We start from the raw sequence: 25,130 nt of genomic DNA, 5'->3' as shown, positions 1-25,130 counted from the left end.
CTAGAAAAACAAGGGAAAATTTACGTAAATTTCGTAAATTTTTGGTTATAATGTTAGATTTCTCTAAATAAATATGCTTTCTATAATAATTTTAGCCTTGCCTAATTAGTTTTATTAAACTATATTAGCCGCAACTAATAAAGGCTAAGAAATGGACCATACAAAACTTACTCAGAGTCTTGAAGACTATTTGGAAATGGTGCACATGCTGCGCCTCGCGAATGGACTTGCCCGCGTTAAGGACATTGCTGCGGCCCTTTCGGTGAAGATGCCGTCGGTAGCTAAGGCGATGGTCGAACTCAAGAAAATGGGCCTTGTAAGGCAGGAACCTTATAGCGGTGTGGAACTCACCGAAGAAGGGCAGCGCGTTGCGGCCATGATTCTGAACCGTCACATTCTCCTGAAGGGGTTCCTGATCAAGCTTGGCGTGTCCGAGGCGATTGCCGACAAGGACGCCTGCTGCATGGAACATATCTTATCGGCGGAAACGCTCGGAAAAATTGAAGATTTTATGAAGCCGGCAGATGCGATTTCTCCGGCGAAAAAAACGAAGGTTGTCAAAAACACAAAGTAAACTGGAAAGCGCTGTTCAGGCGCTGTCTTGTTATATGAGGATAATATGAGCTGTAATTGTGGTTGCGGCGGTAAGTCGCATACAAAAAAGTGGAGTACCGAGCCCAAATTCTCGGAACTCAAAAAGGGCGACAAGGTGGAAATCGTCGGCTATAACGAAGGCGATTCCGCTTACAAGTCCAAGCTCCTTTCGATGGGGCTTGTGCGTGGCGTCCAGATTGAAGTCTTGCAGGCGGCCCCTCTCGGCGACCCGATCGAGGTGGCAGTACTTTCGTACAGGCTTTCGCTGCGCAAGGAAGAAGCAAACGTTCTTAAGCTGAGGAGGGTATAATGGCCGCAAGAAAACTTTTGACGATTGCGATTGCCGGTAACCCGAACTGCGGTAAGACGGCGCTCTTCAACGCGCTTACGGGTGCCCGTCAGCATGTGGGTAACTGGCCTGGTGTGACTGTCGAAAAGAAGGAAGGCTACTTTGAACTGGGTGACCGCCAGATTCGCCTGGTGGACCTTCCGGGTACTTACGCCTTGTTCGCCAATGCCGAAGACGAACGCGCCGCTGTCGACTACTTGCTCAGCCGCGAAGCGAGCCTGATTATCAACATTGTCGATGCAACGAACCTCGAACGTAACCTGTTCCTCACGAGCCAGCTTGCCGACATGAAGATTCCGATGGTGATTGCCGTCAACATGATGGACATCGCCGAAAATCGCGGAATCCAGCTGGACCTCGATGAACTTTCTGATTTCTACGGCGTACCGTGCATTCCGCTTTCTGCTGTGAGCGAAAAGAGCGTCACCAACTTTATCAGCCAGATGGGCCATGTGCTTGCATCCCCGATGCCGGTCCCGAAGCAGATTGCCTATGCCGATAAGGTCGAAGAGGCTGTGAAGGTCTTGGAGCCGAAGGTGGCTCCGGTTGCAGAACTCTTGGCGACGGATGCCCGTTGGGTTTCGCTCATGTACTTGGGCAACCAGAAGAGTTATGCGGACAAGTTTGCCGAAGCGGGCGTAACGCTTCATAAGGCCGATGTCGTGAAGATTCTGGGCGAAGAGCCGGAGTTCGCGATGGCCGAAAACCGCTATTCCATTGCGCATGAAGTGGCGGGGAAGGCTGTTGTGGAGAAGCGTGCCAAGAAAACTTTCTCGGACAAGCTTGACGCCGTACTTTTGAACCGTTGGGCCGCTCTCCCGATTTTCCTTGTCATCATGTATTTGGTGTTCTGGATTGCGGTCACCATCGGTTCTGCATTCATTGATTTCTTTGATGTGTTGTTCGGTGCGATTTTTGTGGATGGCCTCGGCTACGTGCTTACGGATGTCCTCCATGCGCCGGGCTTTGTGTCTGCTATTCTCGCCGACGGTATCGGTGCCGGTATCCAGACGGTTTCGACCTTTATCCCGGTCATCTTCTTCATGTTCCTGTGTCTTTCGTTCCTCGAAGACTCGGGTTACATGGCCCGCGCGGCTTTCGTCGCGGACCGCTTCATGAGATTTCTCGGGCTCCCGGGTCGTGCCTTCGTGCCGATGATGGTGGGCTTCGGTTGCGGCGTGCCGGGCATTATGGGCTCTCGCGTGCTGGAATCCAAGCGTGAACGCTTCCTTACCGTCTTCCTGGTGCCGTTCATGAGTTGCGGCGCACGCCTCCCGGTGTACGCGCTGTTTGCCGCCGCATTCTTTGGCAAGATGGCGGGCACGGTGGTGTTCCTGCTTTACCTCGCCGGTGTGCTGTTCGCCGTTGCCTACGGCCTCTTCTTGAAGAAGTCCCTGTTCCAGGGTCAGGCCTCTAACTTTGTGATGGAACTTCCGCCGTATCACTTGCCCAAGTTCAAGTCCCTGATGATTCACTGCTGGCAGCGCCTGCGTGACTACATTTGGCGTGCCGGTAAGGTGATTACGCTTGCGGTTGCTGTTCTCGGCTTCCTCAATAGTTTTGGCATCGTGGAGAAGGCTGTTGATGAAAATGCTCCGACCAATGAACCCGCCGGATTTGAATTTACAGCCGGTAACGGTGACTCCGAAAACAGCTTGCTCTCTGTAATCGGTAAGGCCATTACGCCGGTGTTCGAACCGTTCGGTGTCGAAAAGGAAAACTGGCCGGCCTCTGTGTCTCTGTTCACGGGCCTCTTGGCCAAGGAAGCCGTTATCGGTACCATGAACTCGCTGTATTCGATGGCGGGGGAGAATGAAGACGAAAGACGAGAGACGAAAGACGAAAGAGTTGATGGAGGGGAAGGCCTTCCCCTCGCTCCTGCCACTGACGCGGCATCCGCTACCCCTTCTAGCGGGGACACCCCGCAACGCCCCGAAGCTAGCGAAGGATCCAGTGAAGTTGCCGCTACCACAGATTCTGCTGTTGCTGCTCCTGACTCTGCTGCTACTGACACGAACAAGGTCACTGAGCCTGCCGAAGTGACCGTTCCAGAAGAAAAGCCGCTTATCGTAGGCATCGACGAATGCCCCGCCGAAGAAGAGGAAGAAGGCGGCGCTCCCGACATCAAGGGGGCCGTGCTCGAAGCCCTCGGTTCGATTCCCGCTAACCTCGCCGAAGTCTTTGGCTCGCTCACCGACCCGCTCGGAACCACCGGCGAATTGGAAGGCCAGGAAGCCGCCGAACTCAAGAAGGAAACTCTTGACAAGATTACCGACGCCAAGGTGCTGACCTGCGAAGAATATGCAGCCATCGAAACCTTCGGCGAAGAAGAAGAGGACGAGAAGACCCGCGAAGCCGTGTTCGCAAAGCTCGCTGCCGCAGGCCTCGAACTCTCCGAAGACGAAATGGGCGCTCTCGAAGAAGGCGACCTTTCCGAAACCGCCGACATCTACGCCAACCTCCGCTCTTACTTCCACAACCCGGATAAGAACGGGAACCCTGTGGACGGATTCAACTGGCAGGTGTTTGCATTCCTCATCTTCATCTTGCTCTATGTGCCTTGCCTTGCCGCAATGGGTGTCGTCGCCCGCGAAATCGGCCTCGGCCTCGCTGTTCTCATGGCTACCGTGCAGACAATTCTTGCCTGGGCTGTGGCTGTTCTTCTCTATCAGGTGCCGGTTGGAGGCGATACCAAGTGGATTGTCGCTGCTATCGTGGCTCTTGTGGGTACGGGAATATTCCTCAAGCTCTTCGGTATGAAGGCTAACAAGGAAAAACGCTTCGAAGATTAATCATTCTTAGAATCAAGAATCATTAAGGGCTGGTAGGCCCGAAACCTGCCAGCCCTTAATTAAAAAGTTTAAGTTAGACTAGACTAATAAATGTAATGAACAAAAATTGGCATGCATTTTGCATCATCATGAGTGAAAAAGTGAATGCCAACCGTTTTTGTAACATGAACTGTAAAAAAGTAGACGGAGTGTTACAAAAACGACAAAAAACAGAAATCCGTCAAAGGAGTAAATCATGAAAAACCGTTTGTCGTCTAATCTTTTGTTCGGCCTTGCTGCCGCTGCAATCCTCGCAATGCCCGCGCTTGCTCAGGAATCTGCTGCTGCGGAATCTAAGGGCCCCGAAGTCAAATTCTCTGGCGAAGTAGAATTTGATGCCTATACAGGTGATGTGTTGAACGACGATAAACAGAGCCATAGTTACGCATCGACCTTTGACTTTAATGTAGATGTCCAGTTTAATGAAAAGTGGTCTGCATCGGTGCAGCTTGAAGCCGATGGCGAGACGACTGACCCCACTGCCATTTACAATGGAGCATTTATCCAGTACACGCATGGCGAAAATGCTGCGGTGAAGTTCGGAGACTTGACCTTCTCGGAAGGCGCGTTCCTGAACTATTACGGTTATGATGATCCGGCTGACAATGCTGCCGGTATGACAGAACACGATATCCGCGGTTTTGAAGTCGATTACAATGGCTTGATTGTCGGCCTCGGCTTTGGTCGTGGTGATAACGACAACCAGGTTTGCACCGGAGAAGAAGATGAAGAGGAATGTGTAGGCGTTGCTTACGATGCCCACCTTGCTTACGAACTCGGTCTCGGCGAACATGTGCTGCGCCCCTATGTGGACTACAAGTCCTATCAGGAAGCGAAACACAATGAGCTGCACGCCGGTCTCGATGCGAATCTGAAGTTCGGTGCTTTCGGCCTGCATGCCGTCTATGGCCTGCATTCGGATTACCTCGGTGAAGATTCTCCGAAGGCGGCGCACGCTTTCTTGGCTGAACCCTCGCTCGAAATAGGCAAGGTGAACGTGAAGGGCACTGCCTTCTACGCTTACTTTGACGAAGACGAACCGACTGATCATGGCGAAGAAATTCCGGAATACTTCTTTGCCTACGCAGAACCGGGTGTAAGTGTCATGGATGCGCTTGCCTTGGGAATCCCGCTGGAATACCACACGAATACTGTTGACAAGAATGACGATGTTTCGACGTTCGATGTCGGTGTCCGTGCGTACTTCACTCCGGTGGAAGGGCTTGAAGTTACTGGCTTTGCCATGGTGGATATCCCGGTTGGGGATGACGCTGGCGATGATGCAGGTCTCAAGTTCGGTGTTGAATCTGTGTTTAGTTTCTAATCATCTCATAAAGTGCTCAGAAGGGGACTGTGGCGAAAGCTGCGGTCCTTTTTTCTGTCTAATTGGAGTAGAAAAAATTTGCTTTAAAAACTCTATTTGTTACGCTCTGTAACCCTGTAAATTTAATTGGAGTTTTTTATGAGTAATATCAGAACGACGGGAAAGAAATCTTCGAATACGTTGGTCCGCGACCTGGTGAACGTGGGCATTTTTGCTGCTCTATACATTGTACTTTCGTTCTTGTCTTCGAGCATTGGTTACATTCCAGCGCTGATTGTCTTTTCGACAGGTAGCATAGCTCTTGTAACAAGTATTCCGTTGTTCCTGTTCTTTTCGAAGGTGGAACGCTCTATTCTTTGCGGTCTTATATTCTGCGGATTTTTCGGCACGGCCATGTTTGTTATGGGACAGGGCATTTTGATGCTTGCCATTAGCTTGCTTGTCGGTTTGCTTGCAGGTTCATGCATCAAGTTTATAGGTAAATCTTTTGCGGGACTGTTCTCTGCAAATATCGTGATGAGCTTCATGTCTTCTTCGATGATGCTTCCTCTTTGGACATCAACCGAAGAATACCTGGAATATACGCGCACTATGTGCGATGCGGGTTATGTGGCAAAATTGGCGGAACTTTCTCAAAGCCCATGGCCTCTGGTTGCGATTTATGCCTTTGGCATTTTGGGTGCAATCGTGGGTGGGCTTGTGGCTCGCCGCGTAATGAAAAAGCATTTTGAACGCATCGGACTTGCATAGAATTGTCATTGCGAGGAACGAAGTGACGAAGCAATCTAGGGCTGAATTTATGTTTACGTTAGATCCGCGGACAAAATTATTTTTAGCCGTGGTGGCGAATAGCGTAATCCTTTCGGCTCCAATTGCTTATAGTTCGTTGATGTTTGCCGTTCCGGCGGTTTTACTTTTGTTCGAAAGAAAGTGGAGATTCGTTCTTATTTTCTTTTCGGTATATTTGACGGCGGCACTTGGATTTGAACACCTGAAGACGATGGATGTCGGGAGGGTGGGCACTTTGGGTGTTTCGACGATGATGATTGTTTCGCGCATGATGCCCATCGGCATTGTGCTTTACTATGTCATGCAGACGACCAAGGTAAACGAGTTCTTGGTGGCAATGGCCCGGATGCATGTGCCGAATAAATTGACGATACCCCTTACGGTGATGATTCGCTTTTTCCCGACATTGTTTGACGAGGCTCGCGATATCGGGCATGCCATGCAGATGCGTGGAATCCGGCTGTTCAGTTTGCGTACGCTAACGAACCCGTTCTCGATTCTGGAATATCGTTTGGTTCCGTTGCTTGTCTCGCTTACAAAAATCGCCGATGAACTTTCGATTGCGGCGGTGACCCGCGGCCTTTCGCCCGAAACAAAGCGCACCTGTGTCGCGACGATTGGTTTCCATGTGCAGGATTTGATTGTCTTCGTGTATTGCATTTTTGTTGCGACCTGCTTTGTCATTGCGAGCAGAGCGAAACAATCCATTATAGACATTATAAGTGCTCTTTTCTCATAAAATGAACATCTCCTTAAAAAACGTTTCCTTCTCCTACACTGATTCCTTGTACGATGCAGTCATCAAGGATTTGAACCTTGAAATCCGTTCGGGGGAGTGTGTGATATTGGCGGGGGAGTCGGGTTGCGGAAAGACGACAATTTCTAAGCTGATTAACGGGCTTATTCCGCTTTATCAATCGGGAACGATGGCGGGCGACGTATTGCTCGGCGACAAGAATACCGCCGATATGACACTCGCCGAAATTTCACGATATGTGGGTTCCGTTTTCCAAAATCCGCGTTCGCAGTTTTTCAACATCGATACCGACAGTGAAATCGCCTTTGGCTGCGAAAACTTGGGAATGGATCCGGAAGATATCCGGGAACGCGTGAATCGCGTCGTGAAGGAATTCCACATAGAACATTTGGCGGGCCGAAATATCTTCCACCTTTCTGGCGGAGAAAAGCAAAAAATCGCCTGCGCCTCGGTCTCTGCGACCGATCCCGAAATTTTCGTACTTGACGAACCCTCGGCAAATCTTGACCTCAAAAGCGTTGCGGATTTGGCTGAAATTGTGGCCCGCTGGAAAAAAGCTGGAAAGACCGTAGTTGTCGTAGAGCACCGCATCCATTACCTGCGCGAAATCGCAGATCGGATTTGCTATGTAAAAGATGGCTGTATTGCGCACGAATGGACTCCTGCGGAACTCGAAGCGAAAGGCCCGGAATATGCGGCAAGCCTCGGATTGCGCTGCATGAACTTGAAACAACTTAAGAATAAGGCCCCTGAGCTTGCCGAAGGGCCGGAAGGTTCGAAGGATCCAGCGAAGCAATCTCCCTCAGAATTGCTCGTCTTCTATGATTTGCATTTTGCCTACAATCGCAAGTTCCCCATTTTGGATATCCCGACGCTTACGCTCCCTCGGGGGCAAATTACAGCCCTTATCGGCCATAACGGGGCAGGGAAGTCGACACTTGCGCAGGTGCTGTGCGGTTTGTGTGGAGCATGGCGGCAAAAACGCAAGGTCCGCAAGTACGGCGCATACTTGATTATGCAGGATGTGAATCACCAGCTTTTTACCGAAAGTGTTCTCGAAGAAGTCCTGCTGGGCATGGACCCGCCAAATGAAAAAGCGGCTCTCGAAATTCTAGCTGGATTGAACCTGGAACAGTATGCGTACGAACATCCGATGGCTCTTTCGGGTGGGCAAAAACAGCGTGTCGCTATTGGCAGTGGCGTTTCTAGCGGTCGCGATATTGTCGTGTTCGATGAACCCACTAGCGGTCTTGACTACAGGCAAATGCTAGCCGTGTCGGCACCTCTCCAGAAACTTGCTGCCAGCGGAAAAACGCTTCTTGTGATTACACATGATCCCGAATTCATCTTGAATTGCTGTAGCAATATCATTCGCTTGGAACACGGAAAAATCGCTGAACAGTATACGTTGCAAGGCAATCGGGAAAAATTAATTGATACGATGGTGAATGCGTAACGGATTTCGTTTGGCCTATTTGGAGTAGAACGAATTTGCCTGCTTTATTATTGTTCTGGCATGAACAAATTAAAAATAATCGCTGCCACGGCTTTGGCCGTATTAATTTCTGCCACTTCAGCCACTGCTTGCCTTGCTGCATGCAAAGAAAAGAAACGCGATGAGGCGTACAGCAAACCGCTTTCGGCGGCCACGCTGCAAGTAATCATTGACAAAACTTTGCCACAGATGGCGGTGGACCCAGAACTTGGCGCACCTTATCAGATTTATCCGATAGAGGTAAATCCTTACGACAAGGTATTCCGTTCGACGTTGATTGAATACCCCTTCGGGAGTTCTCCGCGTTCAATAAATCAGGCTGTCAGCCCACGTGGAATTATCCTGTACGTGCATGGATATAACGATTATTTCTTCCAAGAAGAGCTTGCTGAAAAATCGGATTCGGCGGGATTTGCGTTCTTTGCGATTGACTTACATTATAATGGTCGCTCGTATCGCGAAGGTGACCCGCGTTCCGATATGCGAAGCGTCAAGGAATATTATGCCGAATTAGATGCTGCCGTGGCGCTTAGCAAAAAAATTGCTGCAGATAATTCAGGATCGACGAATACGCTGCCATTTGTTATTATCGGACATTCCCAGGGTGGCTTAATTATGCCGAATTACCTGAACGAGCGCAATAGCGAGGATTTTGCGGCGCTCGTTTTGAATAGTCCCTTCCTTGATTATAAAAACAGCTGGTTCGTCCGCAATATAGCTTATCCAGTTTTTTCGGATATTGCGCTCCTGATGCCCGATATGCCTGCACCGAAACAGGAATCTCCCAAGTACAATATGTCTCTTTTGAAAACAGAAAAAGGTGAATGGGAATTCAATACGGAATTAAAGAGCGACGAATGGCCGCAGCAGTACTTCGGTTACCTCCGTGCAACAGAAAGGGGAATCAAGTGGATCCATGCGGGAATGCAGATAAAGGCACCCGTCCTTATGATGCGTAGCGGCTGCACTATTGATAAAGTCAAGTGGGATGATGACTACATGCGTTGTGACTGCATGTTGGATGTGAATCTTCTTGAAAAATGGGCTCCCAAGTTAGGACCCGATGTCAGAACGGTGACTGTTGAAGACGGAATGCACGATTTATTCCTTTCTCGTAAGGATGTTCGCGATTACGCTTACCGCACAATGTTCGAATTCCTTGATAATGCCGTAGCACGCAAAAATGTTGTAGTTGCGTATTACTATATTGCGCCTCAGTAGAGGTTGCTATGAGTAAGAATATTTGGAACTTTTTCGCGCCTGTTTACGAATTTTCCATGCGCGTGCAGAAGAATATCTACAGTTATCTGTACGAGCGTATCGGTGAAGTTGCCAAGGGGAAGGTAGTGCTTGAACTTGCGACCGGCCCTGGAATGATTGCCCGGCATATTGCGCCTGCTGCAAAGTCTGTAGTGGCGACTGATTTGGCCCCTAAGATGATCGAAACGGCACTCAAGGCGAAGAATCCCGAAAATTTGAGCTTTGAGGTGGCTGATGCGACTTCGTTACGGTTCGAGGACAATTCTTTCGATGTCGTAGTCATCGCAAATGCGCTTCATATTATCCCGAATCCAGAAAAGGCGCTGGCGGAAATCCGCCGTGTTTTAAAGGATGATGGATTGCTGATTGCCCCGAATTACTTATTAAATGTAAGTGGCATGAAAAACTTGTGGAAAAAAATACTGAACCTTATAGGCATCCGCTTTGCGCACGAATGGACTGCGAATGAATTTAAGGCCTTCTTGGAATCTAACGGCTGGTCCATCAAGATGGACCGCGTTATCGAAGGCCGAATAGATTTGGTCTATGTGGAGTGCATTAAAAATTAAAATTCTCGGTTGTCACCGCCACATGGTTTAAATGTGTCGGTGAAGTCACCAAATTCACCATTTTCATCGGCAAAGCGGCAAACGACGGGCAATGTCCTTATCTTGCAGACGTCTTCTTCATCTGTGCCACATCCATCTTCGATAAGTGTCTCGCCATCCGACTTATAAACCCGCATGCAGTCCATTTCTTGACAGGGGCGATATGCAGCTCCAATGGAAGAATGGTGATATTCGTAGACCTTTCCGTCGTATGTAAAGCGGAATCGGTCGCTATGATGATTCCCGCCCCATTCGTATGTCAAGTCGGTTAAAGGGATGTACTTTTTGTTGACGTATAAGATAGCAGTATCCGCTGTAATGACCGGGTTTGGCCACCAAATACCTTCGCAATCTGTAGGAGAACCCTGCACATAGACAAAGCCGCTTTTGTCGGCGTAGAGGAAAGAACAAATCCAGTCATGTTGATCATAATAATGTTCAGTGCTAAGACCGTCTTGCGATGTACATAAATGGACGGCTTTTTGCGGGACGCGTGTCTCGAAAAGTGTCGTCGGATCTATTTGAGCTCCGCTAGAAGACGAGAGAATCTTGTTGGGACACGATTCCTTAAGGCTGCTTGACGATATTTCATCGTCGGAATCTGAAGAGCTCGAATTGAAGACCTTTTCTGTATCTTCGTTGCTTGCGCTAGAAGATTCGTCGCCACAAGCGGCAAGGAACAGCATGGCGCAGGCGAATAGTATTTTATGTTTCTGCATATTTATTTTACCTTTTTTCATAATTTACATAAAGTGCGAACGGTCAAGTGTATCGTAAACGACGAATATCGTTCCGATAATCATGACTAGGAATGCTATGGTGTTCTGTAGCGTGATTTTTTCGTTCAGGAGCACGACAGAAAACAGGACGCCGATAAAGGGCGCGAATGCGTAAAAGGCGCTGGTCTTTGCGGCTCCCAGGTATTTTTGCGCGCGGATGTAGGTGAAAATGCTTAGGCCGTAAGCCACAAAGCCGAGCAGCAGGGCGAGCGGGATGTATTTTACGGCAAAATGCATTTCGCCTGTGGTAATCGAAACGACGATGGAACCGATTCCGGAACAGAGGCCTTTTATGGTCACAATCTGGTATGTGCTTTTGTCCGAAATTTTGCGGGTGCAGTTGTTTTCTAGCCCCCAGCAGATGGTCGCTCCGAGAACGAAGATGGAGCCGATCGAAAAGTTGAATCCGTCGGCATTTTCGAACGAGAGGATGAAACTGGATGTCGTTATGAATAAAATCGCAATCCACAAACGCGTAGACACCTTTTCTCTAAAGATGAATAGCGCAATCAACGTTGTCGCGACGATTTCGAAGTTCCCGAGCAGCGATGCATTACTGGATGTTCCGTACTTGACGCCGAACATGAGCAGTATGGGGGCGACAATGTCGAGCAGGACCATGCCAAGCGTGTAGGGAAAATCTTTTTTGCAGAGCCGTTCCGATTGGGACTCGCGCCTAACATGGAACAGGTAGAGGAAGCCAATGCCGAGCCCCGCTCCAATATAGAGTAGCCCAGCCATGAATACGGGCGAAATGTGGGCCAGCAGCATTTTGGAGCAGGGAACATTCAGTGCATAAAATGCGGCCGCCGCTATCGCGTAACCAATCGCAATGACATTCTTGTCCATGATTTAAATGTAGAATTTTGCATGAATATTAAATCAACAGTAGCCATATTTTTTACGGAAGGCCACGACGCAGATTGCAGTAACCGCAAACGAGGCGATTTCGGCGACAGCGCACGCACTCCAGATGCCGTCAAGCCCGAAGAAAATGGGGAGCGCAAGCACGGCGATGATTTCGAAAACGAATGTCCGCAAGAACGATATGAGAGCCGAAACCAGGCCGTTGTTCAGGGCCGTAAAGAAAGAGGAACCTGCGTAGTTCGCGCCCATCAGCAAGTAGGCGAATGAATAGATGACGATGCCGTGGCGAATCATTTCGAATAAATTTGGATCGTAGCCGCCAAAAATTTTTGCCAAAGGTAATGCCAACGCTTCTGACGAGGCCGTGAGCACGATACCCGCAACCGCAACAATCACGCAATCCATACGGAATAGATTTTTGAGTTCGCTTGTGTTGCGGGCTCCGTAATGGTAGCTTATGATGGGAGCACGTCCAAACGAATAGCCCGTAAAGAATGTCGAAAAAATGTAGCTTACATACATGATAGCCCCGTATGCGGCAACGCCCGTATCTCCGGCAATTCTGATGAGCTGGAAATTGTAGAGCATGCTTACGATGGACATGGCGATGTTTGTGACTAGCTCGGAAACTCCGTTCGACATGGCTTTTGACAACGTGCGGCCATCGAAAACGGGTTTTACGATTCGGAGAGGAGTCTTGTTTCGCAATAGGAAAAATACGAATGGGGTGAATCCTCCGACGGACTGACCGATAACGGTCGCCAAGGCCGCTCCGGAAATGCCCCATTCCAAAACGACAATGAACAACAGATCCAGAACAATGTTTGTGATGCCCGCTAAAACAGTAAGCGCAAAACCCAGCTTAGGCTTTTCTGCTACAATCATGAAACAGTAAAAGAGATGCTGCAACACGAAGGCGATTCCGCCAAGGGCAGCAATGCGCCCGTAACGGGTCGCCTGCGAAAGGAACTCGCCGTCGGCACCCAGAAATGCGGCTAATCCTTCCATAAAATAGGATGCCGTGATACTTGCGGTAATTCCGTAAGCGATTGTCGCATACACGATTGTTGAAAACGCCTTGTTCGCTTTTTCGTTATCGCCCTCGCCGAGGAATTTTGCGACCAGTGCGCTGCCGCCTGCCCCCATCATCACGCCGGGAGCGGCAATAAGCATAAGGACCGGCATGACGAGGTTTACGGCAGCAAAAGAAGTCTTTCCGACAAAGTTCGAGACAAATGCGGCATCGACAATGCTGTAGATGGTGGTGAAAAACATTGTCAAGATAGACGGAAAGACGAAGCGAAGAAGCCTCCCGTAAGTGAAGTGGTCCGAAAGTTGAATCTGCATTACAGCTTCCAGCTGACGGCTTCGCGGCGGGAATCAATGAATCGGGCGTAGATTCCGCCGTTCTTCACGAGTTCTTCGTGCTTGCCTTGCTCCACGATGCGGCCCTTGTCCAAGACGACAATCTGGTCGGCGTGGCGCACGGTCTTGAGGCGGTGTGCAATCATGATGACCGTCTTTTCCTTGGTGAGTTCCTGAATAGCAAGCATCAAGTCGCGCTCGTTTTCGGGGTCCACGTTCGCGGTCGCTTCGTCCAGAATGATGACCGGGGAATCCTTCATGATGGCGCGTGCAATCGAGATGCGCTGGCGTTCACCGCCGCTGAGGCTTGCGCCGCCTTCGCCGATGACCGTATTATAACCGTCGGGGAGCTTTTCAATAAAGTCGTGGCAGCAGGCCTTCTTGGCGGCTTCTACGACTTGCTCGTGCGTGGCGCTCGGATTCCCGAACTTGATGTTGTTTTCTATCGTATCGCGGAACAGATACACGTTCTGGAATACGAAACTGAAATTCTTCATGAGGCTGTCCATGCTGTAATCTTGCACGCAGCGGCCTCCCAAAGTCACGACACCGAAGTTGACATCCCAGAAACGAGAGAGCAAATGGCAGAGCGTCGTTTTTCCCGAACCGCTCGGGCCCACAATGGCTGTAGTTGTTTTTTCGGGAATGTGGAGTGTCACGTTGTCGATAATTCTGCGCTTTTCATAGGCGAAATCGACTCCGCTTGCCTTGATGTCGTGATTGGCGGGGGCAATTTCTTCGCCATCGATGTCCATGGTGGGCTTGTTCAAGATATCGTTTGCGCGGTTGACCGAAATGTCGACGGCACGGAGGAGTGCCGCGTAGCTACCGCCCAGTTCCAGGGCCGCAAAGAGCATAAAGGAGCACACTAGCATGACGGCGCAGTTGGCAAGTTCCATGGTGCCGTTCAGGTAGAAATGAATCGAGAACATCATGATGGCAACGCCCGTGAGCTTGGCGACAAAAGTCTGCAAGTTCGAAAGCGGGACGCATTTGAGTTCCATGCCGATATTGGCGCTGGTGTTCCTGTCAATGATTTCGTTCAGTTCCTTGGAACGCTTGCCGGTCATGTTGTAGGCCTTGACTTCTGCAATTCCTTGGATGTATTCGAGAACCTTTTCGACTACCTTGCTGTCGGATTCCACTTTTTCGTGAGAAACGGCGCGGACGTTCATGCGCATGAGCGTGTTGATGAACTGGAAAATCGCAAAGCCGATGGTTGCGACAATCGCAATTCGCCAATCGAAGAAGGCGATCATCACGATGATGAGGACGGTGTCGAGAATGCCCTGCGTGACCATCATGACAACGCGGGTAGCCACATCGCCAAGCTGTTCCATGGTGTTGGTGGTGACGGAGGTGATGTAGCCGAGGCTGTTCTTGTTGAAGTAGCCCATGGGCAGGTAACGCAGGTGTTCGGCGATTTCGATGCGCTTGGAGGCGCAAGTGCGGTAACCGCCCTCGGTTTGCCACATGCTCATGATGCGCTTGGTGACGGTTGCTCCGATAAGGCTTGCTACCATGATTCCAAGCGAAAGCCAGACGGTGTCCATGGTAAACGGCGCGATTCCCTGCACATGGCGAATGACGCCCTGCAGCATGACGGCCATGGCACCGATGCGGAGTGCCATGAAGAAGGAATTGAAAATCCCCACAACGATAGAGCCGTAGAATTTGTGGCGGTTTTCCGCGTTGCAGAAATTGAAGAATTTAATGAGTGTATCGAACATTTATGCATCCTCCTCGGAATCCTTGGCACTGATGTGGGCTTGCCACATGGACTTGTATAGACCGCCCTTTTCGAGCAGTTCCTGGTGTGTGCCGCAGCTGTCGATGTTGCCGTCCTTGATGACGTAGAGCTTGTCGGCGTCCTTGACGGTAGAAAGACGGTGGGCAATCACGATGAGCGTCTTGCCTTGCACGAGTTTTGCTACGGATTTCTGGATAATGGCTTCGTTTTCGGGGTCGGTATAGGCGGTCGCTTCGTCGAGAATGACGATGGGGGCGTTTTTCATCATGGCGCGGGCGATGGCGATGCGCTGGCGCTCGCCACCGGAGAGGTGGGCGCCCGAGCCGCCGACAACCGTGTCGAACCCGTTTTCGAGACTCATGATAAATTCGTAGCAGCCGCTTTGGCGCGCCACCTCTTCGACTTCGGCATCCGATGCCGAAGGCCGCCCGAGCCGAATGTTTTCGCGGACAGACATGTCGAACAGGAAGTTATCCTGCGAAACGTAGGCGACACGGCGGTTGTATTCTTCGAGTGAAAGGTCTCTGATGTTTATGCCGCCGATTTCGATATCGCCGCTGTCAACGTCCCAAAGTGAGGCAATAAGGCGGGCGATTGTCGATTTGCCCGAGCCACTCGGGCCCACGAATGCGGTAAAGCTCCCTTCGGGGAGAACCATGTTGATGCCGTGGAGAATCTCCTTGCTTTTTTCATTGCTAGGCCCTTCGGCAAGCTCAGGGACCTTGTCCTTGCCTGTGCTGAGCGAAGTCGAAGCATGGTAGCTAAAGCGCACGTCTTTCAACGTGATGGAATTGTCGGCGGGTTTACGCTTGTCCGTCGCGGGGCGTGCAAGTTCCTTCATTTCGAGCACAGAGCCGACTTCGCCGAAAATGACGCCCGCCTTGCTGATGTCGTCGCTGTAACTCATGATGGTGAGGAGCGGCATCATGATACTTACCGAGATGATGATGACGGTGATAAAATCCACTGCCGTAATGGAACCGTTGTAATAGAAGTAACCGCCAAACGGCAACACCGTCAATAGCGTGGCAGGAGCGACCGTAATGGCAAGGGCGTGCGGCCAAATGCAATTGCGCATCCATTCGACAAAACAGTCGCTCCCTTCTTTTGCGGCTACTACAAACTTGTCATAAGAAGACTTTGACTTGCCAAACGCCTTGATGACTTCGATGCCGTTAATGTATTCAACCGCGGTGTCGTTCAACGCCTTCGTTTTCTGGATAGAATTGTCGAACCACTTTTGCGCTCCGGCAAACATGACGGCCATGGCGACCATACCGATCGGGAGCGTTCCAAGTGAGGTAAGCCCCATGCGCCAATCGATATGGAAAAGGTAGACGAACATGAGCACAGGGAGAATCAGGTTCGAGGTAAATTCCGGAACCACGTGCGCAAGCGTCGTTTCCATGCTGTCGATGCGTTCTACCAGGATGTTCTTGAGCGCGCCCGAGGGCATGTCGAGAACAGAACCCAGCGGCACACGCGATAGCTTGTCGCAAAGGTCCTTGCGGATGTTACCGAGAACGTTGAACGTCGCTACGTGCGAAAGCGTCGTCGAAATGCTGTGGAACAGGACATTCCCGAACCAGAATGCCGCAATAATCAGGCATTCTTTAAGGTAAACATCCCAGTCGCGCACGCCCGAAAGCAGTTCGCGCACGATGTTTGCGATAATGATGTAAGGGGCAATTCCGCAAGCAACGCGCAAAAGCGCAAAGAAAATGCTTGCGAAGTAATATTTTTTCTTGTTTTTGGCAAACAGGAAAATCCAAGAGAGCAGAGATTTCTTTTTCATTATTTTCCTCCCAAAATGGGCTAAACCAAATTTTGGAAAAATCAACTTTTTTTTCTACTCCAAACGGATTTCCATTAAACCTTTTGGAGTAGATGTTTTTTTCCCCATTTTCTCAATTTGGGGCCGATGAAACGCTTTTTTATATACAAACTGATAACCATTGTCTTTGTTTTGATTGCTATCGCGGCGGTTGCAACGCGAGCGCAGGAATCGGCAGGGGTTAATTCCGACGAAGAGATTACAAATTTTGATGATGTTTTTGCCGAGGAACCTACTGCTGACGAAAGCGCTCCGGTGAAAAATTCACCGACGAAGAATGCGGACGTAACCGTTCTTGATGAAATGGGCGTTGAAGGTGAAGGAATCAACGAAGCGGCTCCTGTTGACAAGAAAACGAAGGCCGAATCGGTCAAGGTGATGGACGCTACGGAACTGCAGGGATCCAGCGCCACAATCGCAGACGCCACAAATCGTTCTTCTGGCGTGAAAATCCGCCAGTCGGGCGGCATGGGCAGCGAAAGCAAGATCAACATCCGTGGCATGGAAGGCAAGAACGTGAAGGTACTTGTCGATGGTGTGCCTGTCGATAACGGCAACGGGAATTTCTCTGTCAACGATATTCCGATTGATAAAATCGACCGCATTGAGATTTACAAGAGTTATGTGCCTGAGCGTTTCGCGACAGACGGCATGGGCGGCGTCATCAATATCGTGACGCATGACTTGCCCAAGAGTTCCATTACGGGCTCTTACAGCTTCGGGAGTTTCAACACGCATAAGGCCTCGCTCGACGCAAAGTATGTATGGGTGGTCGATTCGCTCAAGAACCGTTCCGTAGCCACGGGTATTTCGGCCTACTTCAATTACTCCGACAATGATTACGAATTCACCACGCCCTACATGGATACGACCGTAACGCGTGATCATGATCGCTATTACAGTTACAATGTGCTGCCGTATGTCTCGTTCGAAAGGTTCTTTTTTGACCGCATGACCCTTGGCGTAATTTACAACGTAATGGATAAAGAAATTCAGTCGAATTCCCACCGCATCGAAGAGGCGAACGCCAACGCGCAATCGTACGGCGTGAACCTTTCTCTCGAAAAGGCGAATTTGTTTGTCAAGGGGCTTTCGGCCGCGCTTTCGTTCAGCTACGCCTTCGGTAAAGAGGCTGTCATCGATACGAGCCATACTTATTACTACGGCTGGGACAAAGAGAATGTTCGCGAAGCGAATACCGCTTTTGGCGAAATTTCTATGGGTGGGGCGTCGCATATCGAACGCGAAAACCAGACGATTGTAGCTCCCTGGAATTTTGACTACACGTTCACGCAAAATCACATTCTCACCTGGAGCGGCCTTTACCGCTACGAATCGCAAGATCCGGAAGACAAGCGCGCCGCTAAAGGCCAGACGCTCAATAGCGCTGGATTCCCCGGGCACAGCCATTCCGTTGTAACGGGGCTTTCTCTCGAAAACAACTTCTGGAATGAACGAATCCAGAATGTGGCGGGTGTCAAGGGATATTACTACTCCATCAAGGCTGACGACGACGGCGAAAAACGTATACAGCAGCTGACAGATGACTATGCCGAAAACAAGGATTTCGGTTACAGTGAAAATTTGCGCATTAAAATGATTGACGATTTGTCGGTTGTCGAACAGTTTGCTGTCAAGGGCGGTTATCAGCACAGCTTGCGGTTCCCGACTCGCGAAGAAATCTTTGGCGACGGAATGTACGTACAGTGCGCTCCGAACCTGAAACCTGAAAAATCCGATAACTTTACAGCGGGTACTGAACTTGACTTGCGACAGATTCCATTGCTCTTGAAACTGCATTTGGAATTCAACTGGTTCTACATGCTTATGGACGACCGTATTTATTGGAATAATTATGCCGCCGTTCCGCGCCCGTATTATAATAGTGTGGGAACAAAGACAACTGGCTTTGAAATCGATGCCGCAATCGATGTGAACGAATACATTTCGCTTTCTTACAATCTCACCAAGCAAGATGCTGAAAGCCGCGAGGCGGACTTGGCTTATGGGATTGCAGAGGGACTGACGGTACCGAATATTCCCACATTCTATATGAACTTCGGTGCAGAATTCCATATTGGCGACTTGCTTTTCCGCGATGACTTCTTCAAACTTTATTGGCTTGCAAACTACACCGATGAATATTACTACTCCTGGAAAGTATCCAAAAAACAGGACCGAACTATTCCAAGTTCCTTCTCGCAAGATTTAGGTGTAGAATATTCGATTCTTGCAAATAAGCTCTCGTGGAATTTCGAAGTGCGCAACTTTATGGATAAACTCGTTTACGACAAGTATGGCGAATCCAAACCCGGTCGTGCCTTTGCTACCAAAATCAAGTTTACACTATAAACAAAAGGAAAAACAAATGAACCTCTTCAAAAATACAATATCACGCAATGTCATTGCGAGCGTAGCGAAGCAATCTCTAGTTACTTTAACCTTGGCCGGAATGCTCGCAGCCTGTGGCGATGACTCCAGTTCCAGTTCCGCTGGCGACAACGGCTCTTCTTCGGGGGACAAGTACCTGCTCTCCTTTATGATGGACGCCTCTCAATTTGTCGGAACAGCCTCTCTTTCCGATGATCAGTCCAAGGTTGTCGAAGACTTTATCGAAGCCCCGAACGCAGGTGGCGTCGCTTACTTCAACGGCTCCGTTTACGTGCTCGCTACTGACGACGCCATGAACAGCACCCTTTCTCGCTATGAGTTGGACAAAGACGGCAATATGCCCGAGAAGGCCTCTGCCACGGCCAAGTTCCAGGGCACCCGCGCCATCATGATGAAGTTCGTTGACGAAAACAAGATGTACGTGGAACAGTCCATGGGCGACGCCATTACCGCCCTTGACCCCACGACGCTCAAGACCACGGCAACCATCGATCTTTCCGAGTACATTGATGAAGAAAGCGGTGCCTTGACATCGGTTCCGGGCTCCGCCGTAATCCGTGACGGCAAGATGTTCCTGACCTTGAGCCAGTTCGTCGACTTCAACAATTTCATCGCGGGCCCGCGCGCCTCCGTGGTGGTTATCGATGTGAAAACAGACAAGGTCGAAAAGGCCATTTTTAGTGACAAGGTCGCAGCCGTTGGCGGCATGGACGACATGAACAACACCATGTCCTTTGTCGATGAAAAGGGCGATATCTACTTCTATTCCAATGCCTCTTACTGCTACGTTGAAGGCTACAAGGAAGGCTGGATCCGAATCAAGAAGGGTAAAACCGACTTTGACAAGGACTGGGTTTTCCGCATGCACGATGCTGAATACGATGGCAAGAAAACGAATGAAAACAACCTGATGGTGGGCGGCACCTACATGGGTAACGGCAAGTTCATGGGATTCTTCGGCAGCTTTGCCGACCCGAGCAACTTCAACAATTATGAATGGCAGTTTGTGGTTGTCGATGTTTACAAGAAGACTGTCGAAAAAGTGGACCTTTCTCCGACCATCCCGTGGTTTGCCCCGTCTATTCACCTGGATGCCGACGGCAAGAGCGTGCTCCTGGGCCATGCCGACAAGAAGGGCGGCGCTATCTACCGCTACGACATCGCTAGCGGCAAGGTCTCCAAGGAAATGGGCGTGACCACCGGAACGGCTTATTATATCGTCCCGATTGCAGACTAACTCACTCCAACCTCAGACAGAAGGCCATCCTGCGAAAGTGGGGTGGCTTTTTTGGTGTTCTTTTCAAGGTTTAGCCTTTACTAATTAGCCAAGGCTTTCTAAATTTAGCTATGACTAATAAACAAGGTGTGTTTTTCGACTAATCGGAGCCGTCCTATGGAACAAGTAAAGTTAAGCCAGAGCCTCGAAGACTACTTGGAAATGGTGCACATGCTGCGCCTTGCGAACGGGATTGCCCGTGTCCGCGACATTGCGGCTGCGCTCAAGGTCAAGATGCCGTCGGTTGCCAAGGCGGTGATTGAACTCAAGAAACTGGGCCTTGTGACGCAGGAGCCTTACAGTGGTGTCGAACTCACTTCGGAAGGTGCGCTCGTCGCATCTCAGATTCTGAACCGTCATATTCTGTTGAAGGGGTTCCTGATCAAGCTCGGTGTGTCCGAGGCGATTGCCGACAAGGACGCCTGCTGCATGGAGCACATTCTTTCGGCGGAGACGCTTGAAAAAATCGAAGAATTTGTGAATCCTGCAGAAGTGGGAACGTCTGCGAAAAAGTCGAAGACCGCTAAATCTACGAAAAAATAAATCGTTGGTGTATGAATATCGAACCGAAGTTTTCGGAACTTAAAAAAGGCGACAAGGCCGAAATTATTGGATACAACACGGGTGATTCTCAGTACAAGTCCAAACTTTTGTCGATGGGGCTTGTGCGTGGTGTGGTGTTGCAGGTTTTGCAGGTGGCCCCGCTCGGCGACCCGGTTGAGGTCAGCGTGCTTTCGTATAGGCTTTCGCTCCGCAAACAAGAAGCCAATGTGCTTAAGCTGAGGAGAGTCTGATGCCAATCGAGAAAGAGATTTTCACGATTGCGATTGCGGGCAACCCGAACTGCGGTAAGACTGCGTTGTTCAACTCGCTCACCGGCTCGAACCAGATTGTGGGCAACTGGCCGGGCGTAACTGTTGAAAAGAAAGAAGGCCAGTTCAAACTCGACAACCACACGATTCGCGTGGTGGACTTGCCAGGCATCTATGCGCTTTTCGCGAACTCCGAAGATGAACGCGCCGCTCTCGATTACCTGCTCAAGGGCGAGGCGGACCTAGTCGTGAACATTTTGGATGCGACGAATCTGGAACGCAACTTGTTCCTCACGAGCCAGCTGATGGAAAAGGGCGTGCCGATGGTCTTGGCGGTGAACATGATGGACATTGCGGCGAGTCGCGGTATCCATGTGGACCTGCATAAGCTCGAAGAAATCCTCGGCGTGACGGCGATTGGCCTCACGGCGGTGTCGCCCAAGAGTTGCGAAGGCTTCGTGAACGACTTGCATAAGTTGCTGCACAATAGCCGCGAATTGCCGCTCCCGAAGGCGGTCAAGCATTCCGAAGTCCTTGAAAAGCTGATTGAAGAGATCTCGGTGCCGCTCAAGCCCGTGGCCGACAAGCTCGGCGCAAGCCCGCGCTGGACGGCGGTGCAGTACCTGGAACATAGCGGTCGAGTGCTGGAACTTGCCGACGAACTCGGTGTCGAAATTCCACACGACAAGATTGAGGAAGACTTGGGCGAAGAGGTGGAATTTGCGTTAGCCGATTCCCGCTACTCCTACGCCCGCGACATCGCAAAGGCGGTGATTCGCGACAACACCAACAAGCGCACGCGAACCGACAAACTCGACAAGCTCTTCCTGAACCGTATCTTGGGAATACCGCTATTCCTTATCGCCATGTATCTGGTGTTCTGGTTTGCGGTGAAGGTCGGCAGCGCGTTCATCGATTTCTTCGACATTCTGTTCGGCGGAATTTTCGTGGACGGCATGACGGAACTTCTGACGAAGATTGGCGCGCCGGGCGTTGTCGTGGCGCTGTTGGCGAACGGCATCGGTACGGGTATCCAGACGGTGTCGACGTTCATTCCGGTCATCTTCTTCATGTTCCTTTGCCTTTCGTTCCTCGAAGATTCCGGCTACATGTCGCGTGCAGCGTTTGTGGCGGATCGCTTTATGCGATTTCTTGGGCTCCCAGGTAAGGCCTTTGTGCCGATGATTGTGGGCTTTGGCTGCTCGGTGCCGGCGCTCATGGGCACGCGCACGCTCGAAAACAAACGCGAACGCTTTTTGACCTTGTTCTTGGTCCCGTTCATGAGCTGTGGCGCACGCCTTCCGGTGTATGCGCTGTTTGGCGCGGCGTTTTTCGGCGAAAGTGCAGGGACGCTTGTGTTCGGGATTTATCTGACAGGTATCGTGATTGCGTTGATTTACGGCCTGCTCTTGCGCCATACGATTTTCATGGGCAAGGAATCGACATTCATCATGGAGCTGCCACCTTACCATTTGCCCAAAGTGCGCAATCTTTTCCGTCACGCATGGCTCCGCCTCAAGGAATTCGTTTTCCGTGCGGGCAAGGTCGTGCTCATCATGGTGACTGTGCTTGGCTTTATGGGCTCCGTCGGCATTGACGGGAGCTTCGGTAACGACAACAACGAAAAGTCGGTGTTGAGTGCCGTGGGTACGGTGATTACGCCGGTGTTCGAACCCTTCGGTGTCGAACGTGATAACTGGCCTGCTTCGGTGGCGCTCTTTACGGGGCTATTTGCAAAGGAGGCAATTGTCGGTACGCTTAATTCGCTGTACGCCATTGAGGGCACGGGCGGCGAGGGGGAGGTCGACGCAGCTCCAGCCGAGAACGAGGCCCTTCGGCAGGCTCAGGGACCTGAGTCGTCATTTAGCCTCAAATCGACGGTGAAGGAAGCCCTTGTGAGTGTCCCGGCGAACTTGGTGGAAGTCTTTACGTCCATCGCGAATCCGTTGGGTGTCAAAAAGGCGATTAAAGAAAGCGAAGGTGCTGGAAACGAAGGCGCATACAAGACGATGCAGGCTCATTTCAACCTTGGAAACTTCCAGGTGCTGGCCTACCTGCTGTTCATATTGCTTTATGTGCCGTGCCTTGCCGCCATGGGGACTGCCTTCCGCGAACTCGGGCGTTTTTACGGAACGCTCATGATGGTGTTCCAGACAATCATCGGCTGGAGCCTTTCGGTGCTGTTCTTCCAGGTGACTTGCGGGCATTCTACTGCATGGATCGTGACTTCGGTTGCTCTCCTCGCCGGCGTGGTCGTGAGCCTCGTGCTGATTGGCCGTGACCAGCGCAAAAAGAAAGTGTTCGATTAAGTTTTTTCTGCATATTTAAAAAGTCCCGGCGGGAGAGCCAGGACTTTTTCTGTTTGGTTGTTTTTCTGTTATTTCTTTTTTGCTTGAGTGGCTTTGGCCGGCGCAGAACCTTTCTTTTTCTGATCAAGTGCAGCCTTGACGAGGCCGCTGAACAGCGGGTGCGGCGCGGTGGGCCTGCTCTTGAATTCCGGGTGGAACTGGCAAGCTTCAAAGTACGGGTGGTTCTTGATTTCCACCATTTCCACGAGCTTTCCATCGGGAGAAGTACCGGCAATCTTGAGGCCGGCCTTTTCGAGTTCCTTGCGGAATTCGCTGTTGTAGTTGAACTCGTAGCGGTGACGGTGACGCTCGCTGATCTTTTCGCTCTTGTAGAGTTTTGCGGCGTTGGAATCCTTCATGAGCTTGCACGGGTAAGCGCCCAGGCGCATGGTGCCGCCCTTCTCGGTGACGTTCTTCTGTTCGTCCATCAGGTCGATGACCGGGTGGGCGGTATTCTCGTCGAATTCCGTAGAGTTGGCGTCTTTCCAGCCGAGCACGTCGCGGGCGAATTCAATCACGCAGCACTGCATGCCGAGGCAGATGCCGAGTAGCGGGACCTTGTGTTCGCGGGCATACTTGATGGCGACGCACTTGCCGTTCACGCCGCGGCTGCCGAAACCGCCCGGAATCAGGATGCCGTCGGCATTCTTGATCATGTTCGGGTTCTTCTCGAGTTCTTCGGCCTCGATGCATTCTACCTTCACCTTGGCGTTGTGTTCCATGCCGGCGTGCTGCAGAGCTTCGTGCACGGACTTGTAGGCGTCGCGGATGGCGATGTACTTGCCCACAAGCGCGATGGTGCATTCGAACTTGGGTTGGGTAGCCTTCTTGACGAGCTTGTCCCATTCGGAGTGGACGATCGGATGAACACTCAAGTGGAGCTGTTCAAGCACGCGGAGGTCGAGTTCCTGCTTGGAAAGTTCGCGCGGTACCGCATAGACGGAATCCGTCACGTCCTTTTCTTCAATCACGCATTCGGGCTTCACGTTGCAGAAGAGCGCAAGCTTGTCGAGGTGATCCTGCGGAATCGTCATTTCGGTGCGGCACACCAGAATGTCCGGGAAGATACCGATGTTGCGGAGTTCTGCCACCGAGTGCTGCGAGGGCTTTGTCTTGAGTTCGCCAGCGGCCTTGAGGTAAGGCACCAAGACCAGGTGGATGAAACAGGTGTTTTCCACGCCGACTTCAAAACGGAACTGCCTTGCAGCTTCGAGGAAGGGGAGAGATTCGATGTCGCCTGCCACACCGCCGATTTCACAGAGCACGATGTCGGCGCCGCTTTCGGCTGCAGAACGGAAGGCGTCCTTGATTTCGTTAGTGATGTGCGGGATGACCTGCACCGTGCCGCCGAGGTACTTGCCCGCGCGTTCCTTGGAAAGTACGGAAGAGTAGATGCGGCCCGAAGTGTAGCTCGAAGCCTTGGAGCAGTGTACGCCCGCGAAGCGTTCGTAGTGGCCCAAGTCAAGGTCGGTTTCGTAGCCGTCGTCGGTCACGAAGACTTCGCCATGCTGGTAGGGGCTCATGGTGCCCGGGTCCACGTTCAAGTACGGGTCGAGCTTCTGCATGAACACGTTGTAGCCGCGGCTCTTGAGGAGCAGCGCAAGCGATGCCGAGGTGATTCCCTTACCGAGAGAGCTGACCACGCCGCCGGTAATGAAGATGTACTTGGTCTGTTTGCCCTTGTTTGCGGTCTTGGTCATG

At 50.9% G+C, this 25,130-nt stretch carries 21 protein-coding genes; 14 read left to right on the top strand and 7 right to left on the bottom strand.

Annotation, left to right across the window (positions count from 1 at the left end; all coding sequences use genetic code 11):
- Nucleotides 1–151 precede the first annotated feature (151 nt).
- The 7 genes from Q0Y46_RS04515 (at nt 152) to Q0Y46_RS04485 (ending at nt 8,100) form a co-directional block, all read left to right on the top strand.
- Nucleotides 152–574 carry a metal-dependent transcriptional regulator gene (locus Q0Y46_RS04515; RefSeq protein WP_295680496.1) on the top strand — a complete coding sequence of 141 codons (423 nt, stop codon included), beginning with the start codon at nt 152–154 and terminating at the stop codon, nt 572–574.
- 45 nt (nt 575–619) lie between these two features.
- Entirely contained in the window at nt 620–904 is a 285-nt protein-coding gene (locus Q0Y46_RS04510; protein ID WP_088637399.1) for a FeoA family protein, read from the top strand.
- A complete protein-coding gene (gene feoB, locus Q0Y46_RS04505) occupies nt 904–3,735 on the top strand; it encodes a ferrous iron transport protein B (protein ID WP_297945402.1) in 2,832 nt (943 codons plus the stop codon). The genes Q0Y46_RS04510 and feoB (Q0Y46_RS04505) overlap by 1 nt, the downstream gene beginning before the upstream one ends.
- Nucleotides 3,736–3,970: 235 nt before the next feature.
- A complete protein-coding gene (locus Q0Y46_RS04500; RefSeq protein WP_297945401.1) occupies nt 3,971–5,098 on the top strand; it encodes a hypothetical protein in 1,128 nt (375 codons plus the stop codon).
- Between the two features lie 138 nt (nt 5,099–5,236).
- Nucleotides 5,237–5,848, top strand: coding sequence for an MptD family putative ECF transporter S component (locus Q0Y46_RS04495; RefSeq protein WP_297945399.1), 612 nt, complete (start codon nt 5,237–5,239; stop codon nt 5,846–5,848).
- A gap of 49 nt (nt 5,849–5,897) precedes the next feature.
- Nucleotides 5,898–6,626, top strand: coding sequence for an energy-coupling factor transporter transmembrane component T (locus Q0Y46_RS04490; protein ID WP_297945396.1), 729 nt, complete (start codon nt 5,898–5,900; stop codon nt 6,624–6,626).
- 1 nt (nt 6,627) lies between these two features.
- Nucleotides 6,628–8,100, top strand: coding sequence for an ABC transporter ATP-binding protein (locus tag Q0Y46_RS04485; RefSeq protein ID WP_297945393.1), 1,473 nt, complete (start codon nt 6,628–6,630; stop codon nt 8,098–8,100).
- Nucleotides 8,101–8,147: 47 nt separating this feature from the next.
- Here Q0Y46_RS04485 and Q0Y46_RS04480 read toward each other — a convergent pair whose 3' ends face one another.
- Nucleotides 8,148–8,309, bottom strand: coding sequence for a hypothetical protein (locus Q0Y46_RS04480; protein ID WP_297945391.1), 162 nt, complete (start codon nt 8,307–8,309; stop codon nt 8,148–8,150).
- A gap of 19 nt (nt 8,310–8,328) precedes the next feature.
- Between Q0Y46_RS04480 and Q0Y46_RS04475 the strand changes: the two genes are divergently transcribed.
- Nucleotides 8,329–9,360 (top strand): alpha/beta hydrolase, encoded by a 1,032-nt coding sequence (locus Q0Y46_RS04475; protein ID WP_297945388.1) that lies wholly within the window; start codon nt 8,329–8,331, stop codon nt 9,358–9,360.
- 8 nt (nt 9,361–9,368) lie between these two features.
- Nucleotides 9,369–9,968 (top strand): class I SAM-dependent methyltransferase, encoded by a 600-nt coding sequence (locus Q0Y46_RS04470; RefSeq protein WP_295680515.1) that lies wholly within the window; start codon nt 9,369–9,371, stop codon nt 9,966–9,968.
- Here Q0Y46_RS04470 and Q0Y46_RS04465 read toward each other — a convergent pair.
- The 5 genes from Q0Y46_RS04465 to Q0Y46_RS04445 are packed head-to-tail and all read right to left on the bottom strand — an operon-like array spanning nt 9,965 to nt 16,563.
- Complete coding sequence (locus Q0Y46_RS04465; protein ID WP_295680516.1) at nt 9,965–10,726, bottom strand: hypothetical protein; 762 nt, start codon at nt 10,724–10,726, stop codon at nt 9,965–9,967. The genes Q0Y46_RS04470 and Q0Y46_RS04465 overlap by 4 nt on opposite strands.
- Before the next feature lie 24 nt (nt 10,727–10,750).
- Nucleotides 10,751–11,635, bottom strand: coding sequence for a DMT family transporter (locus tag Q0Y46_RS04460; RefSeq protein WP_297945385.1), 885 nt, complete (start codon nt 11,633–11,635; stop codon nt 10,751–10,753).
- A gap of 33 nt (nt 11,636–11,668) precedes the next feature.
- Nucleotides 11,669–13,000 carry an MATE family efflux transporter gene (locus Q0Y46_RS04455; protein WP_297945382.1) on the bottom strand — a complete coding sequence of 444 codons (1,332 nt, stop codon included), beginning with the start codon at nt 12,998–13,000 and terminating at the stop codon, nt 11,669–11,671.
- Nucleotides 13,000–14,748: an ABC transporter ATP-binding protein gene (locus Q0Y46_RS04450; RefSeq protein ID WP_297945379.1), complete on the bottom strand. Its 1,749-nt coding sequence runs from the start codon at nt 14,746–14,748 to the stop codon at nt 13,000–13,002. The genes Q0Y46_RS04455 and Q0Y46_RS04450 overlap by 1 nt, the downstream gene beginning before the upstream one ends.
- Entirely contained in the window at nt 14,749–16,563 is a 1,815-nt protein-coding gene (locus tag Q0Y46_RS04445; protein ID WP_297945376.1) for an ABC transporter ATP-binding protein, read from the bottom strand.
- A 126-nt stretch (nt 16,564–16,689) separates the two neighbouring features.
- Here Q0Y46_RS04445 and Q0Y46_RS04440 point away from each other — a divergent pair, with 126 nt between their 5' ends.
- The 5 genes from Q0Y46_RS04440 (at nt 16,690) to feoB (Q0Y46_RS04420) (ending at nt 23,390) form a co-directional block, all read left to right on the top strand.
- Nucleotides 16,690–18,954, top strand: coding sequence for a TonB-dependent receptor plug domain-containing protein (locus tag Q0Y46_RS04440; protein ID WP_297945373.1), 2,265 nt, complete (start codon nt 16,690–16,692; stop codon nt 18,952–18,954).
- Between the two features lie 16 nt (nt 18,955–18,970).
- Entirely contained in the window at nt 18,971–20,230 is a 1,260-nt protein-coding gene (locus Q0Y46_RS04435) for a hypothetical protein (protein WP_297945371.1), read from the top strand.
- Nucleotides 20,231–20,386: 156 nt separating this feature from the next.
- Entirely contained in the window at nt 20,387–20,812 is a 426-nt protein-coding gene (locus Q0Y46_RS04430; RefSeq protein ID WP_295680535.1) for a metal-dependent transcriptional regulator, read from the top strand.
- A gap of 11 nt (nt 20,813–20,823) precedes the next feature.
- The gene (locus tag Q0Y46_RS04425) at nt 20,824–21,063 is read left to right on the top strand and encodes a FeoA family protein (RefSeq protein WP_295680537.1); all 240 of its coding nucleotides are present in this window, start codon (nt 20,824–20,826) and stop codon (nt 21,061–21,063) included.
- On the top strand, nt 21,063–23,390 hold the full coding sequence (feoB, locus tag Q0Y46_RS04420; protein WP_297945367.1) for a Fe(2+) transporter permease subunit FeoB: 2,328 nt from the start codon (nt 21,063–21,065) through the stop codon (nt 23,388–23,390). The genes Q0Y46_RS04425 and feoB (Q0Y46_RS04420) overlap by 1 nt, the downstream gene beginning before the upstream one ends.
- 68 nt (nt 23,391–23,458) lie before the next feature.
- On the opposite strand, the gene Q0Y46_RS04415 is transcribed toward feoB (Q0Y46_RS04420), so the two are convergent.
- On the bottom strand, nt 23,459–25,129 hold the full coding sequence (locus tag Q0Y46_RS04415) for a CTP synthase (protein WP_297945364.1): 1,671 nt from the start codon (nt 25,127–25,129) through the stop codon (nt 23,459–23,461).
- Nucleotide 25,130 lies beyond the last annotated feature (1 nt).

The sequence above is a fragment of the uncultured Fibrobacter sp. genome (assembly GCF_947305105.1).
Lineage (GTDB): Bacteria > Fibrobacterota > Fibrobacteria > Fibrobacterales > Fibrobacteraceae > Fibrobacter.
Note: the sequence above shows the minus strand (reverse complement) of the source record. Positions and strands in the feature narration are given on the sequence as shown.

What these genes read in the sequence shown, in the direction of transcription:
- Q0Y46_RS04515 (WP_295680496.1), top strand. Translation starts at nt 152, where the DNA reads ATGGACCATACAAAACTTACTCAGAGTCTTGAAGACTATTTGGAAATG.
- Q0Y46_RS04510 (WP_088637399.1), top strand. Translation starts at nt 620, where the DNA reads ATGAGCTGTAATTGTGGTTGCGGCGGTAAGTCGCATACAAAAAAGTGG.
- feoB (WP_297945402.1), top strand. Translation starts at nt 904, where the DNA reads ATGGCCGCAAGAAAACTTTTGACGATTGCGATTGCCGGTAACCCGAAC.
- Q0Y46_RS04500 (WP_297945401.1), top strand. Translation starts at nt 3,971, where the DNA reads ATGAAAAACCGTTTGTCGTCTAATCTTTTGTTCGGCCTTGCTGCCGCT.
- Q0Y46_RS04495 (WP_297945399.1), top strand. Translation starts at nt 5,237, where the DNA reads ATGAGTAATATCAGAACGACGGGAAAGAAATCTTCGAATACGTTGGTC.
- Q0Y46_RS04490 (WP_297945396.1), top strand. Translation starts at nt 5,898, where the DNA reads ATGTTTACGTTAGATCCGCGGACAAAATTATTTTTAGCCGTGGTGGCG.
- Q0Y46_RS04485 (WP_297945393.1), top strand. Translation starts at nt 6,628, where the DNA reads ATGAACATCTCCTTAAAAAACGTTTCCTTCTCCTACACTGATTCCTTG.
- Q0Y46_RS04480 (WP_297945391.1), bottom strand. Translation starts at nt 8,309, where the DNA reads ATGATTACTTGCAGCGTGGCCGCCGAAAGCGGTTTGCTGTACGCCTCA.
- Q0Y46_RS04475 (WP_297945388.1), top strand. Translation starts at nt 8,329, where the DNA reads ATGGCGGTGGACCCAGAACTTGGCGCACCTTATCAGATTTATCCGATA.
- Q0Y46_RS04470 (WP_295680515.1), top strand. Translation starts at nt 9,369, where the DNA reads ATGAGTAAGAATATTTGGAACTTTTTCGCGCCTGTTTACGAATTTTCC.
- Q0Y46_RS04465 (WP_295680516.1), bottom strand. Translation starts at nt 10,726, where the DNA reads ATGCAGAAACATAAAATACTATTCGCCTGCGCCATGCTGTTCCTTGCC.
- Q0Y46_RS04460 (WP_297945385.1), bottom strand. Translation starts at nt 11,635, where the DNA reads ATGGACAAGAATGTCATTGCGATTGGTTACGCGATAGCGGCGGCCGCA.
- Q0Y46_RS04455 (WP_297945382.1), bottom strand. Translation starts at nt 13,000, where the DNA reads ATGCAGATTCAACTTTCGGACCACTTCACTTACGGGAGGCTTCTTCGC.
- Q0Y46_RS04450 (WP_297945379.1), bottom strand. Translation starts at nt 14,748, where the DNA reads ATGTTCGATACACTCATTAAATTCTTCAATTTCTGCAACGCGGAAAAC.
- Q0Y46_RS04445 (WP_297945376.1), bottom strand. Translation starts at nt 16,563, where the DNA reads ATGAAAAAGAAATCTCTGCTCTCTTGGATTTTCCTGTTTGCCAAAAAC.
- Q0Y46_RS04440 (WP_297945373.1), top strand. Translation starts at nt 16,690, where the DNA reads ATGAAACGCTTTTTTATATACAAACTGATAACCATTGTCTTTGTTTTG.
- Q0Y46_RS04435 (WP_297945371.1), top strand. Translation starts at nt 18,971, where the DNA reads ATGAACCTCTTCAAAAATACAATATCACGCAATGTCATTGCGAGCGTA.
- Q0Y46_RS04430 (WP_295680535.1), top strand. Translation starts at nt 20,387, where the DNA reads ATGGAACAAGTAAAGTTAAGCCAGAGCCTCGAAGACTACTTGGAAATG.
- Q0Y46_RS04425 (WP_295680537.1), top strand. Translation starts at nt 20,824, where the DNA reads ATGAATATCGAACCGAAGTTTTCGGAACTTAAAAAAGGCGACAAGGCC.
- feoB (WP_297945367.1), top strand. Translation starts at nt 21,063, where the DNA reads ATGCCAATCGAGAAAGAGATTTTCACGATTGCGATTGCGGGCAACCCG.
- Q0Y46_RS04415 (WP_297945364.1), bottom strand. Translation starts at nt 25,129, where the DNA reads ATGACCAAGACCGCAAACAAGGGCAAACAGACCAAGTACATCTTCATT.